This window comes from Paraburkholderia caffeinilytica, assembly GCF_046030355.1.
GTDB lineage: Bacteria > Pseudomonadota > Gammaproteobacteria > Burkholderiales > Burkholderiaceae > Paraburkholderia > Paraburkholderia caffeinilytica_B.
The window spans coordinates 213,057-227,054 of record NZ_JAQQCQ010000009.1 but is presented as its reverse complement, the minus strand read 5'-3'; the positions used below and the strand labels follow the sequence as shown (position 1 = coordinate 227,054).

The 13,998-nt window shown below is 62.7% G+C and carries 11 protein-coding genes; 7 read left to right on the top strand and 4 right to left on the bottom strand.

Annotated elements, in window-relative coordinates:
- Positions 1-116 precede the first annotated feature (116 nt).
- Positions 117-1,418, bottom strand: a complete 1,302-nt coding sequence (locus tag PQQ95_RS16405; protein WP_408438425.1) for an MFS transporter — start codon at positions 1,416-1,418, stop codon at positions 117-119.
- A 306-nt stretch (positions 1,419-1,724) separates the two neighbouring features.
- Here PQQ95_RS16405 and PQQ95_RS16400 point away from each other — a divergent pair, with 306 nt between their 5' ends.
- Together PQQ95_RS16400 and PQQ95_RS16395 are read left to right on the top strand one after the other, a co-directional pair.
- On the top strand, positions 1,725-2,249 hold the full coding sequence (locus PQQ95_RS16400; RefSeq protein WP_408438424.1) for a GNAT family N-acetyltransferase: 525 nt from the start codon (positions 1,725-1,727) through the stop codon (positions 2,247-2,249).
- A gap of 279 nt (positions 2,250-2,528) precedes the next feature.
- Positions 2,529-3,725, top strand: a complete 1,197-nt coding sequence (locus tag PQQ95_RS16395) for a hypothetical protein (protein WP_408438423.1) — start codon at positions 2,529-2,531, stop codon at positions 3,723-3,725.
- Between the two features lie 121 nt (positions 3,726-3,846).
- On the opposite strand, the gene PQQ95_RS16390 is transcribed toward PQQ95_RS16395, so the two are convergent.
- The 3 genes from PQQ95_RS16390 to PQQ95_RS16380 form a co-directional block, all read right to left on the bottom strand.
- Positions 3,847-4,563: a DUF2968 domain-containing protein gene (locus PQQ95_RS16390; RefSeq protein WP_408438422.1), complete on the bottom strand. Its 717-nt coding sequence runs from the start codon at positions 4,561-4,563 to the stop codon at positions 3,847-3,849.
- A 551-nt stretch (positions 4,564-5,114) separates the two neighbouring features.
- Positions 5,115-6,608 carry a gamma-glutamyl-gamma-aminobutyrate hydrolase family protein gene (locus PQQ95_RS16385; RefSeq protein WP_408438421.1) on the bottom strand — a complete coding sequence of 498 codons (1,494 nt, stop codon included), beginning with the start codon at positions 6,606-6,608 and terminating at the stop codon, positions 5,115-5,117.
- A 136-nt stretch (positions 6,609-6,744) separates the two neighbouring features.
- Positions 6,745-8,502 (bottom strand): cation:proton antiporter, encoded by a 1,758-nt coding sequence (locus PQQ95_RS16380; RefSeq protein WP_408438420.1) that lies wholly within the window; start codon positions 8,500-8,502, stop codon positions 6,745-6,747.
- 209 nt (positions 8,503-8,711) lie between these two features.
- Between PQQ95_RS16380 and PQQ95_RS16375 the strand changes: the two genes are divergently transcribed.
- The 5 genes from PQQ95_RS16375 (at position 8,712) to PQQ95_RS16355 (ending at position 13,790) form a co-directional block, all read left to right on the top strand.
- Positions 8,712-9,401, top strand: coding sequence for a DUF2848 domain-containing protein (locus tag PQQ95_RS16375; protein ID WP_408438419.1), 690 nt, complete (start codon positions 8,712-8,714; stop codon positions 9,399-9,401).
- 7 nt (positions 9,402-9,408) lie between these two features.
- Positions 9,409-10,761, top strand: a complete 1,353-nt coding sequence (locus PQQ95_RS16370) for an MFS transporter (RefSeq protein ID WP_408438418.1) — start codon at positions 9,409-9,411, stop codon at positions 10,759-10,761.
- A gap of 169 nt (positions 10,762-10,930) precedes the next feature.
- The gene (locus tag PQQ95_RS16365) at positions 10,931-11,611 is read left to right on the top strand and encodes a GntR family transcriptional regulator (protein WP_408438417.1); all 681 of its coding nucleotides are present in this window, start codon (positions 10,931-10,933) and stop codon (positions 11,609-11,611) included.
- 131 nt (positions 11,612-11,742) lie between these two features.
- Positions 11,743-13,122, top strand: a complete 1,380-nt coding sequence (locus PQQ95_RS16360) for an amidase (protein ID WP_408438416.1) — start codon at positions 11,743-11,745, stop codon at positions 13,120-13,122.
- 158 nt (positions 13,123-13,280) lie between these two features.
- On the top strand, positions 13,281-13,790 hold the full coding sequence (locus PQQ95_RS16355) for a disulfide bond formation protein B (protein ID WP_408438415.1): 510 nt from the start codon (positions 13,281-13,283) through the stop codon (positions 13,788-13,790).
- Positions 13,791-13,998: the final 208 nt, after the last annotated feature.

The following is a 13,998-nucleotide window of genomic DNA, read 5'->3' as shown; positions in this document are numbered from 1 at the left end:
TTCAACCAGACTCGGCAAAATCCGTTGCCGGTGTGACGCACAAGAAAAAAACCCCGCGCTCGTGAGAGCGCGGGGTTTTTGTTTGTCCCGATGAGAGGTGAACCGTAAGCTTAGCCTCAGGCAGTTCGATACTGATCACGCGACTCCGGCGTGCGATACAGCACCAGCGTCGCGATCAACCCGCAAATCGCCGCCACGCCGAGGAACAGACCAGGCGCGGCCTTGTTGCCGGTGGTATGAATCAGCAACGTGGAGATGGCCGGCGTGAAACCGCCGATCGTCGTAGCCAGGCTGTAGGCCAGTGAAAAGCCGGCGGTCCGCACTTCGACCGGCATCACTTCGGTCAGCGCCACCACCATCGCGCCGTTGTAGCTGCCGTACAGGAACGACAACCACAACTCAACCGCCAGAAGACGAACAAACGAAGGCTCGGCAACCAGCCATTGCAGCGCCGGGTACGCGGTGACGATCGTCAGGATCGTGAAGGCGATCAGCACCGGACGGCGGCCGATGCGGTCCGACAGCGCGCCCGCAAGCGGCAACCAGATCAGGTTCGACAAACCGATACAGACGGTGACGACGAGCGTATCGATCGACGACAGCTTCAGCACTTCCTTGCCGAAGGTCGGCGTGTAGGCCGTGATCATGTAGAACGACACCGTGGTCATGATGACCATGCCCATACCGCCCAGCACGATGCCCCAGTTGGCGGCCATCGTCTTCATGATCTCGCCCATGCTCGGACGATGCTTGCGCGCCTTGAATTCCTCGGTTTCCTGCAACGAACGGCGGATCAGGAACAGGAACGGCACGATCAGGCAGCCGATCAGGAACGGCACGCGCCAGCCCCAGGCGGTCATCTGGTCGGCCGGCAGCACTTTGTTGAGCACCACGCCGATCAGCGCGGCGAACACCACGGCAACCTGCTGGCTGCCCGACTGCCACGCGCAATAGAAACCCTTGTTGCCCTTGGTGGCGATCTCCGACAGATAGACCGATACACCACCCAGTTCGACCCCGGCGGAGAAGCCCTGCAGCAGCCGTCCGAACAGCACGAGCACCGGGGCAAGGACACCGATGGTGGCGTAGCCTGGAATCGCGGCGACCGTGAGGGTGCCGAGCGCCATCAGGCCGAGGGTGAGGATCAGCCCTTTGCGCCGTCCGTGATGGTCGATGTACGCCCCCAGCACGATTGCGCCGAGCGGCCGCATCAGGAAGCCCGCGCCGAATACCGACAGCGACAGCATGAGCGAGGCAAATTCGTTACCGCTCGGGAAATAGGTCTTGGCAATTGCGGACGCGTAATAGCCGTAGACCATGAAGTCGTACATCTCAAGAAAGTTGCCGCTGACCACGCGGAAAACTGTCTTGACCTTGGATTCTTGCGATGAAGCGGTGGCATGTGACGCAGTAGACATGACATTCTCTGATGAGCCTGGCGCCATGCAGACGGGCGGCGCTCAGGCAGTTGAAACGATCCACTGCGTTCGGCAAGCGGATGCCACAGGAACTCGATTAGAACGCGCCGGAGGCGCTGCATTTTCATGCTGAACACATTCGCGCGATATCAGGGTAAACGTTGTGAAATACCCGGAGTCCGCAACACGTAATGTTACCGCTCATGGCGCTGTCGCGCATTCCATACAGTTTCATTACAGACACCACGTGCCCGCCCTTGCGATAAACTTTTTGCAGACAGGCCATTCCCGTTGACCACCATCCCGATGCAAACCTCCCGCGCACTTTCGTTGCGCCCTGCGACCCTCGAGGATGCGGCGCTGATCGCTTCGATTCATAGCGCCAGCTGGCAGGCCACCTATCGCGGCTTGCTGCCGGATGCGTTCCTCGACGGCGAGGTGGCGCGGGAGCGCGCCGCCTATTGGGAAGCGCGCCTGCGCGCACCGGGCGGCGAGCGCCGCATCGTTCTGATCGCCGAACTCGCGGGCGAGCCGATCGGTTTCGTCTGCGTCGAACGGCAGCCGGAGTCCGCGTGGGGTGTCCTGCTCGACAACCTGCATGCGCTACCTGGGCATCAGGGTATCGGCGCAGGCAAGCTGTTGATGCGTGCTGCCGAAGAATGGGCGCGCGCCCAGGGAGAGACGCAGTTGTATCTTTACGTGCTCGAAGGCAACACGTCGGCAATCGGCTTTTATGAACGGCAGGGCTGGCAGTTCGTCGGCGCCGAACCGGATCATATGGGCGGCGTGGATATTACTGCGTTGCGCTATATCTACCGGCTCGATCGCTGAGACACATGCGCCTGGCTTGATCGTCATCCAAAGCAGGTTCGGCTCGGGATGAGCCGGCACATGCTTTTCGGAACAATCCGATCGTTAGTTCAGCCACTTCCAGGCATTATCTTCCACATCCCGATGGCTTCACAGCGATCCCTCAGACGGCGTGCTCGACCTGAGTGCGGCGTTTCCATAGGGCGTTGTGTACAGCGTTTTCATACGCATCGCTCCGAAGCCAAAGCCCCCGATACCCCCGGATCCTCGGATCCATCAAGAGGCGCTGCGAAGAGACCGATGTCCACCACCATTCCCCTTACCCTGATCGAAGGCTCCATGGCGTTGCCGCGCTTGCGCCCGCTCGGCCACCTGCCTGCACCCTTCGGCCGCGATTGGGCATTGCTCCCCCCAGGCTACAGTCTGCGTGCTGAACTCAAGGCGCTCTATGCAGCCGTGTTGCGTACCTTTTGTCTGAATGCCGAGACCATCCGCGCGCTCTGTCAGTGGGAATCGTTGCGCAAGCCGCCGGCAATATCCTCGGGTTCCAACCAACCCGCTAGTTCGACAACCGTGTTCGACGCACCGGCCGACGAATCTTTGCGAATGTCCGCGGAAACCACGCCTTTCTCGCCGGTTGATGCCCCCGCTGTTCCGACCTCGCCGCGTGGCAGCCCGATGCATTGGGGAGCGCTGGCCGGTGGCGCCTGTGCACTCGGCGGTGCCGCGATGCTTGCCTCGATTGCGTTCGGTCATCTGGCGCAGCGTCACACGACTAGCGGCTCTCAAACAGCGGGCAAGGTCTCGGTCCGCCAGGAGGCGCAGCCGGAGAATCGCCTCTCTCCCGATGCCGCTGTCTCGTCCTATGCTTCGGCTGACAACCATGCAGTGGCGCTTGCGCCGGGCGCCGCGTCGTCGCCCGCGCTCGTGGGTGGCGCGTCTGGATCGGCATCCGCATCGCCAGAGATTTTGCGGAACGCAGTTGACGCGGCTCCGCTACGCGATTTCACGGCGGCTCGCGGCACGGAAATCGTCACACCCGTCGCGGCAGCGCCAGCGCCAGCGCGTGCTATGGGCGGCGACACTGCATCGCGTCCCCGCGAAATGCAACGCAAAGGCGCTGTCAGCCTACACGAAAAAAGCGGCCGCAGTTCGCACACCCCGATCACGACGCCGCGTTCACCGCAGTTATCACACATCGAGCCAACGAATTACGACATGCCGCAGATTGTCGCGTCGGCAAATGCACAACAAACCTCAGCGAAGCCATCGTCGGCGGGTCCATACTCACCGCCCGCACCGTCCCAACCCGGCACTGACGAATACGCGTCGGTGACCCTGTCGGCTGGCACACATCTGCGCAATATTGCGCCGCCATCGCGCCCGGCTTCGTCGATCAATCCGCCGGCGACCAGCGGCGCTACCAGCAGCACTGAATGGATCAATCACATGTCGCAGCGTCGCGTGACCGAGGTTCCCGATCAGTTCGCGAAGTAGGCGCATCACCTCCGAAAAATCGCGTTGCACAAAACAAAACCCCACGCTCCAAAAAAAACGTGGGGTTGATCAGCACTCCGAGCCCGGCCATTCACGGCCGGGCTTTTTTACGGTCAAGCGCCTACTTCTGTGTTGGCAATCCGAACTCGGTCTGCCGCTGCAACTGCATGACTTCGCCCTGCACCTGACGCAACTGCGCCTGGGCTTTTTCCTTTTCCGCGTGCAGCGCGGCTGCTTCGCCTTGCGCCTGCCGCTGGTAGTCGTTGACCTTGGCCTGCTGGGTGCGCGCGACGTCGAGATCGGCCTGCAATCGCTTCGCTCGTTCTTCCGATAACGCGATGATGTCTTCGATATACGCTTTCTGCGCCTGCAACTGCGTGCGGCGAATTTCGACGTCCGCGAGTTGCGCCGTCTGCTGGACGAAGCCTGCATAAATCGCTTCGGCGCGGCCTGCATCTTCCGACTTGATCACGCGCCAGAAATGCTTGTCCTGAAAGAGTGCAACGTAATACGTCATTTCCTCCGGATAAAAGAAAAGACTCGCGCCGTAACTGCCGTTATATGTAGTGCGCAATTCGCTCAGCTTCGCGTCGTGAATCATCTGCATCAATTCGGCGACATTGCCTTGCGCATCACCGGCGCTAGCCGGCGTGGCCGATGCCGCACTGCGCAGCGCTGCGGCGACCGGTTGCGGCGTGAGCGTGTTCATGGCCGGCCGCGTGCCGACCAGAGGCGCCGTCTCGTCGCTTTGCGCTGCCAGTACGAAACCGCCATGCTGCAACAGCGCACACGAGGCCGCGAGCAGCATGGCGCGCCGTACAATTAAGGGGTACTTCATACGTGCATGCTCCATGCAAATCCAAAACAGCCTTGGATTATCGCGCGGATTAGTCGTTAAGCGAAGCATTCAAGTGTCGCGCTGACGGACTTTAAATCGAGATAAATCGATAACGAATGATTTGGCTGGATGGACACACCCGTCGCGAAATAAAAGATTTCAGATAAGACAAAAGCGCAACAATTTGACTCATCTATGACGCATGCGGACATTTCCCAATCTGCATGACGTTCGCGCGAATCCAACATCAGGCAGAGCGGCGATATGGAGATAGATGGCTTGAAAACGCGCCGTCGATGCTCAACGCATAACCCGTTACCGCCTTGATCCCACGCCCTGATCCCACGTCTTGATCCAACGCCTTGATCCGCATGCACCAGTTTCGCGGTCATCGCACTGCCAGAGGTCGGCATCAGCTAATAGCGAAGACGAAGACGGACTGAAATCCGGAGAAGGAAAACAACCGCATGGGGCGCCACGGCGGCGCCCCATGCGAATCACGCTTGAAAGACAAAGTTAGAAACTCGAAAACGCGGCTTAAAAGCCCAGCCTTAAAACCGCGTTTCGCGCGCCACCCGCAGGAAGGTATCGAGCAACGGCGTGCAATCGAGCAACTCCGGACCGCCCGCGCGATGAAACTCCGGGTGCCACTGCACGCCCATCACGAACGGCGCGCGCCGATAGCGCACGGCCTCGATGATGCCGTCCGACGCCGACACCGCCTCGATATTCAGATCGCGGCCGAGCGTCTTGACGGCCTGATGGTGAATCGAGTTGACGATCGCCTCGCGGCGACCCGGAAACATGTTGACCAGCGTCGAGCCGTCCGGAAAGTGAATGCCGTGCCGATGCTGGTCGTAGTGCTCGTTGACGTGTGCGCCGGCGGTTGGCACTTCGGTGGCGATGTCCTGGTACAAGGTGCCCCCAAACGCCACGTTGATCAACTGGCAACCGCGGCACACGCCGAGCACCGGCTTGCCCGATTCGATGAACTCATGCAGCAGTTCGAGTTCGTACATGTCGCGCACGCGGTCGCCCGGCCACTCGGGGCTCGTCGCCTGTTCCGCGTACGACTGCGGTGAGACGTCCGCACCGCCTTGCAGCAGCAAACCGTCGAGATGCTTCGCGTAGTCGCGCAAACGGATATTGCTCGGGTGCAGCATGCCCTGATGGCCGACCGTCGGAATCATGAACACCAGCACGTCGCGCGACATGACCCAGTGTGCAATCGATTCCTCGAGGTACTGCAGCGTCTTGCCTCGCAGCCCCTTCGCGCCCGGCTCCGGGTGGAAGATGCGCGCCGACACGCCAATGCGCAGCGTACGCTGCGTGATCCGCTGGCCGGCGCGATCGAACAGCTGACGCGCGCGCGCCGCGATGATGCGGCCGAACACGGTCCACGCCGAATCGTTTTGCTTCAGATAGCGCGGCGGCGAAGGCGGCAACGCGTTCGGCGGCGGCGGGTTGGTGGCGGTGAAGTCAGGCGCGGCACCGAAACCCGGCGGTGGCGAACCGGCCCGGCGGGCGGCCGCGGCCGCTTCTTGCGCTTTTTCCTCGTTTTCGGTGAGGGCAGCCTCGTCGGCCGGAGCGCTCAATTCGCCGGCTAGCGGGTCGCTGCTCCCGAGCGTGCCGGGACGTGTGACTGGACTCTTATAGACCTGTCCCGCCTTGCGTGCCGCCCGCTCGTGAACCTCGGCCTCCTGTTGCGCGGTCGATGCCGCCGCCGAACTGCGCGCTTCGGCCGCGTCGCGTTGCCGCGCCGTTTGCGGATCGGTGGGCGTGACGGTAGACGCGCTGTCAGGGTCGTCGGTCGACGACCTCACCGCGGCCTCCTCGGCAGCCGGTGAGGCTGCCGACGGCGCGACGACGTCCTTGATCGGGGACTGGATGGAATCTTCGTGCGAGAGCGGTAGTGAGGCCGCCGGCTCAGGCGGCAATTTCGACGCGTCAGGCGTTGCGCCGGACGACGTTGAAGACGCTGGCGCCGCCGAAGGCGACGATGGGCTGCCGGGCTCGCCGGCGTTTTCGGGTTTGTTTTCGCTCATGACAGTCAGACAGGCGCCTTCCACGCGAACGAATGAATATGCCCTGATTATCCGCTAGCGCGGCAAGCCCGGCAAACCCGCACACAATTGCTCACATTGTTGCGGGTCAAGGGGGCAAGCAGGAGGGTCACCCAAGTTAGGGATCCGGCTGTTCTTCGAACGTTTCGCGCAGGGCGATCTGCATCGCCGCATGAATTTTCACGCACCAGCGCCACACCAGCGCCAGCAGCAGTGCGGCGCACACCAGCACCGCGGTCAGGAGGCCTGTCGGCGGCAAGATGCTGCTGGAGAGCGCCGCGACCAGCAAAAACACGCCGACCATCGAGACCACCGGCACCAGATCGGAGATCGCGTAGCGAATCGCACTGGTGAAGCGCCCCGCTGTCGCCGGCTGCACGCTCACCTCGGCAAGCAATAGCGCGAGCGACTTGGTCTTGCGATAGACCGCCACCAGGAACGGCATCGACAGCACCAGCGCGATGCTCCACAGCAACACGCGCTGCATCGGCTCGGAGGTCATCCAGCGTTCGAGCCAGGTGCTGGTGTAAGGCGCGCTATACGACACGATCAGGAAGATCGCCGCGACCAGCGCGAGATTGACGGCGATCTGCAAAATGATCCGCCGCGTCATGCTGAAAAGCGTCGGCTCGCCGGTTCCGGTACTTAAACTGCGCAGCCACTGCCCGTACATGCCGAACACGTTGGCGAGCGTGCGTGGCATCGCCTGCCCGAGGCGCTGCGTGAGCGGATCGGCGGCGCGAATCAGGTAAGGCGTGAAAAGCGTGGTCAACGCGGAAACAGCCACCGCGATCGGATACAGAAACGCGCTCGTCACCTTCAAGGTCAGACCGAGCGACGCGATGATGAACGAAAACTCGCCGATCTGCGAAACGGTCATGCCGACGCGCATCGCCGTGCGCCCATCCTTGCCGGCGAGAAAAGTGCCGAGTCCGCAGGAAACGATTTTGCCGACAATCACCGCCACCGTAATCACCGCAATCGGCCACGCATAATCGACCAGCACAGCCGGGTTCAGCATCAGGCCGATCGTCACGAAGAAGATCGCGGAAAAGGCGTCGCGCAGCGGCGCGATCAGATGTTCGATGCGATGCAGATGGCGCGACTCGGCCATGATCGCGCCGATCAGGAACGCGCCGAGCGCAATGCTGTAATCGAGCTTCACCACCAGCAAACAGAAGCCGAAGCAGAAGCCGAGCACCGACACCAGCAGCATTTCGTCGCTTTTGGCACGCGCCACATAGTTCAACGCGCGCGGCACGACCAGAATGCCCACCACTAACGACACCGTCATGAACAGCAGCAGCTTGCCGAGCGTGACGACGGCGATGCCCGCGCTCAACTGCCCGGTCTGCGCAATGCCGGAGAGCAGCACCAGCATCGCGATGGCGAGAATATCCTCGACGATCAGAATCCCGAACACCAGTTGCGCGAAGCTCTCGCGCTTCAGGCCCAGCTCGGAGAGCGCCTTGACGATGATGGTCGTCGACGAGATCGCGAGGATCGCGCCGAGGAACAGCGAGTCCATCGAACTCCAGCCGAACGCGCTGCCGATCTCATAACCGATCCAAAGCATCAGCACGATTTCGGAGAGCGCCGCGACGATTGCCGTCGCGCCGACCTTGAACAGCTTGCGCAGGCTGAATTCGAGGCCGAGCGAAAACATCAGGAATACTACGCCTAACTCGCCGAGCGTCTGGATGGTCTGCTCGTCGTGAATCAGCTGGAACGGCGGGGTGTACGGCCCAATGATCACGCCCGCGGCGATGTAGCCCAGCACCACCGGCTGTTTCAGGCGATGGAACAGCACGGTGACGACGCCGGCGAGCGCCATCACGACCGCCAGATCCTGAATGAAGCCGATGCCATGATGCATGAATGCGTTCCTTACAAAAAGTAATGTCCTAAAAACGCAGTGTAACGCACTCATGCGACGCACCGAATCGCGCAAACGCCGAAAGGGCGTGGGATTGGCCGGATCACGCGGCTCATGGACGAACCCTCGGCCCGAAACTTTTTTGACACACTGGACACCTGTAAAATATCACAATAATATTTGTCGCATATTTTCTTGGGAGTGGTGTCATGCAGCAGGTGTCCTTCAACGTTGTAGATCGTTCCGGCAACAGTCGCGCCGATATCGTCGAGGTGAATCGTCTGACGATCGCCGGCTGGGCCGGGCGTGATCAGGCGGCGATCGAGCATCACATCGCCGAACTGGCCGAACTCGGCGTGAAGCGGCCGTCAACCACGCCCTGCTTCTACCGCCTCGGCGCCGAATTGCTGACGCAAGCCGAACAGATCGACGTGGTCGGCGTGAAGTCCAGCGGTGAAGCCGAATGCGTGCTGGTGCGCTCGAAGGCGGGGCTACTCGTCACCATCGGCTCCGACCATACCGACCGCGAAGTCGAAGCCTACGGCGTCACCGTTTCCAAACAGGTGTGCCCGAAACCGGTCGCTCGCGACGCATGGCGTTTCGACGATGTCGCCGGTCATTGGGATCAACTCGAACTGCGCGCTTTCGCAGTGACAAACAACGACGAGCGGCGCGTCTACCAGCAAGGCTCCGTCGCGTCATTGCTGCCGGCCGCCGATCTACTGGAACGCGCGCCCGTAGCAGAAGGCGCCGCGATGTTCTGCGGCACGCTGGCGGTACAAGGCGGCATCGTCGGCATGGCCGACGGCGACGCGCTCGAACTCGAACTGCACGACCCCATCCTGAACCGCACACTGCGCCACGCCTACCGCGTGCACGCGCTACCTATCGTCGAATGAGGCGCCCATGAATCCCCCTTCGCTGTCCGCCAACGCCGATGCGTCTTCCGACGCGTGGCTCGAAGCCGCCGCCCTGCGCAAGATTACCTGGCGCATCATGCCGTTCCTGTTTCTCGTCTACGTGTTGTCGTACCTGGACCGCGTCAACATCGGTTATGCGAAGCTGCAGTTCACCGGCGACCTCGGCCTTTCGAACGCGGCGTACGGACTCGGCGCGGGGATCTTTTTCTTTGGTTACTTCGTGTTCGAAGTGCCGAGCAATCTGTTGCTGAAGAAGTTCGGCGCGCGCGCCACCATTGCCCGCATCACGATGCTGTGGGGGCTGCTGTCGTGTCTGATGATGTTCGTCCGCTCGGAAACGATGTTCTACGTGCTGCGTTTTTTCCTCGGCGTCGCCGAGGCCGGACTGGTGCCGGGCGTGGTGCTGTATCTGACCTTCTGGTTTCCGTCCGACCGGCGCGCGCGGATGGTCGCCGTGTTCATGGCGGCGATTCCGGTGGCGGGGATCATCGGCGCGCCGTTGTCCGGTTTTCTGATGTCGGCGCTGCATGAAGCGCACGGTTTGCGCGGCTGGCAGTGGATGTTCCTGATCGAAGGCATTCCGTCGATCCTCGCCGGCTGCTGGGCTCTCGCCGTCTTGCGCAACACACCCGCTGAAGCCGCCTGGCTCACCGACGACGAAAAACGCGTGATCCTCACCCGCCTCGCGCGCGAAAACACGGCGGCGGCCGCAGCCGGCGCCGAGCATAGTCTCGCGGTTGCGTTGCGCTCGGGCCGCTTCTGGCTGCTGACGCTGATCTACTTCTGCCTCGTCACCGGCAATGCGGGCTTCTCGTTCTGGCTGCCGCAGATCGTCAAGGACCTCGGCGTCACGAATCTCGTCACGAATGGCTTCGTCACCGCGATTCCTTATCTCGCGGCGGGCATCGGCATGATCCTGATCGGCCGTTCGTCGGATATCACGGGCGAACGGCGCTGGCATTACGCCGTGTGCTGCTTCATTGGCGCGGCGGGCCTGCTCGGCAGCGCCTCGGTGACGAACTCGATTCCGCTCGCCGTCACCGGTTTGTCGATTGCGTATGTCGGCATTCTGGCGGGCTTCGGCATTTTCTGGTCGATGTCCACCACGTTCCTGCAAGGCACCGCAGCCGTGGCCGGCATCGCCGTGATCAACTCGATTGCGAATCTGGCCGGCTATGTGAGTCCGTATGTCCTCGGCATCGTCAAGGACGCGACGCATAGCGTGACCTTTGGGCTGGTGCTGATCGCTGGGGCGTTGATCATCGGCGGGTTGGTGACGTTGATGATGCCGCGCGTCAAGGTGCAACACGCCGCGACGGTGACGCCGAGCAGCGCCTGACACGTGGCAATTGCCGTGATCTCTGTGATTGCCCTGATTTCCGCACTGTCTGTGACGTGTGGATCGCGTGTCACGCACAGACGGCGCCGGTGAGCAAACTTCCACCCCGCACCGCCCGCGCAAAACCTTGTTCTACAATGCGGACGACACCGCCCGCTCCCCTCTTCACATGACGCTTTTGCAGACTGCCCGCCGCTCCAGTGCCCCCCGCGAGACCGCTACGGCGAGCCTCGCCGAACAGGCGTATGCCTTCGTCAAGCGCGAAATCATCACGATGCGTTTGCGGCCGAGCGAGGTGCTCAACGAAGCGGAATTGATGGCGCTGACCGGCATCGGCAGAACGCCGGTGCATCAGGCGCTGCACCGGCTGGTGCACGAGGGCATGCTCACCATCATGCCGAGAAAGGGCATCATGGTCCGCCCGGTTTCGCTCGACGACGTGCTGGCGATCATCGACGTACGGCTCGTCAACGAAAGCTACTGCGTCGAGCTGGCCGCGCGCCACGCGCAGCAGCACGATTTCGACGCGATGCAGGCATTGCTCGACCGCTCGTCGGTGTGCGTCGCGGCGCATGATATCGAAGGCATGATGGATATCGACCGCGAGTTTCATCTGGCGATTTCGGCGGCGTCGCGCAATCCGGTGCTGGCCGACATCCTGCGCGGCTTGCACGAACGCTCGCTGCGCTTCTGGTTCATTTCGCTGTCCGAGCCGCATCATCTCGAAGACGTCCACGAAGAGCATCTGGAACTGTTTCGCCTGCTGCGCGAACGCGACGCCGAAGGCGCTCGCCAATCGGTGCAAAAGCATATCGAAGCGTTCCGCGCGACGCTTTTCAACCGCATCTGATCGACCGGATCTCTCGAACGCTTTATATCGACGGCTTCATATCGACGGCTTCATATCGACCGCTTCTCATCCACCGCCTCTCGTCCACCTCAACCGGCTTCACCCGGTTCAACCGGATTCCTCCCGACACCATGGCCACCGAATTCACGCCCTTCCCGCCGCTAGCCCAGCTCGCCACCGACCTCGCCGCCGGCCGCACCACGAGCCGCGCGCTCGTTGAAACCGCGCTCGAACGGATCGCCGATCCGGCCGGCCAGGGCGCGGTCACTTTCATGCACGTCGACGCCGATAGCGCCCGCGCCGCCGCCGATGCGCATGACCGCCTGCGCGCCGCCGGCACCGTCCTCTCGCCGCTCGCCGGGATTCCGGTGTCGGTCAAAGATCTGTTCGATATCGAAGGCCAGCCGACGCGCGCCGGTTCCGTGGTGCTGGCCGATGCACCCGCCGCCAAAGCTGACGCCGTCGCGGTCGCCCGCCTGAAACGGGCGGGCGCGGTGATTGTCGGGCGCACCAATATGAGCGAGTTCGCGTTTTCCGGACTCGGCCTGAACCCCCACTACGGACATCCGCTGTCGCCGTATCAGCGCGGCGTGAAGGGTGACGAGCGGATTTCGGGCGGTTCGTCGTCGGGGGCGGCGGCGTCAGTCGCGGACGGCATGGCGGCCATCGCGCTCGGCACCGACACCGGCGGCTCGATCCGCATCCCGGCGGCGCTGTGCGGCCTGACCGGCTTCAAGCCGACCGCCGACCGCATCCCGAAACAAGGCGGCGTGCCGCTCTCTTCGACGCTCGATTCGTTCGGGCCGATCGGCGTCTCGGTCGCGTGCTGCGCGCTGGTCGACCGGATGCTGGCCGGGCTGGAGCCGCGCATCCCGGCGGCCCGGCCGCTCGAAGGCGTGCGCCTCGGCGTATTGACCAATTTCGTGACCGACGGCGTCGAGCCGGCGGTCGCCGCCGCGATCGACACCGCCCTCAAGCATCTGGAAGCGGCCGGCGCGATTGTCAGCGAAGTGCGCTTTGCGCCGCTCGACCGTCTGCCCGAGATCAACCGCTTCGGCTTTTCGCCGATCGAAGCCTATGCATGGCATCGTCCGTTGCTGGAAAAGCACCGCGATCAATACGATCCGCGCGTGCTGGTGCGCATTCTGAAAGGCCAGCCGGCCAGCGCCGCCGACTATCTGGATCTGCTCGCCGAGCGCCAGGCCATGCTCGACGAAGCCGCGCGCACGCTGTGGCAGCGTTTCGACGCGGTCGTCGCACCGACGGTGCCGGTGCTGCCGCCGCGCGTGGCCGATCTGATCGACGACGACGACGCATTTGGCCGCACCAACGCGCTGATCCTGCGCAACCCGAGCGTGTTCAATTTCCTCGATACCTGCGCGCTGTCGTTGCCTTGTCATCTGCGCGGCGACGCACCGGTCGGTCTGATGCTGGCAGGCGCACCGCACAGCGATGACGCCTTGCTGGCCATCGGCCGCGGCGCCGAAGCGGTGCTCAACGCGATCCGCTGATCGGGTCGGGCCTGATCGTGATCTGAGCAGTCCGGGAGCCGTCCCCGAGCAATACCTGAGCGGGACGACGACTTAAAAGCGCGATAAGCGCCAGGGCGGGGGTTCGCGCTAGAATCGCGGGCACCCGCCCTTTCCGTTTCCAGACAGCCACACGATCCATGAATAACGACAATGCGATGCTGCGCCGCGAGCGCTCCCTGCTGGTTCTGCTTGGCCTGATCTGCGTCGGCCTCGTCGCCGGCGCGCTGTATCTGCAATATGGGTTGCACGAAGACCCGTGCCCGCTGTGCATCATCCAGCGCTATTTCTTCCTGCTGATCGCGATTTTTGCGTTCCTCGGCGCACGCTTCAACAGTTGGCGCGGCGTACGGCTGCTGGAAGTGCTGGCGGCCCTGTCGGCCTTGGGTGGCATCGTGGCCGCCGCGCGGCACGTGTATGTCCAGGCCAATCCGGGCTTCAGCTGCGGCTTCGACGCATTGCAGCCGGTGGTCGACAGCCTGCCGCCCGCGCATTGGCTGCCAAGCGTCTTCAAGGTTGCCGGCCTTTGCGAAACAGCCTATCCGCCGATTCTGGGCCTGTCGCTGCCCACCTGGTCACTGGTGACTTTCGTCGTCGCTTTCGTGCCGCTGGCGCTGAGCCTGGTTAAAAATCGCCGCCGGATCGCCTGATCGGCGCTTCCTGTCGATCTGACCGAATCGACGCCGGCCTTCGAACCGTCTTCTCTGGCGGTCTGAAGGCCGGCGTTTTCACATCTGGCACCGCCCTTTCTCGCCGCGCCCCGTCCCTCAAGGCTTTGCGCCACTCATCCCGCCCCACGCAACTTCCCGCCTTAGCGCGAATCGTACTTATTTCATGACCGCTTCCGAATAAGCTTCA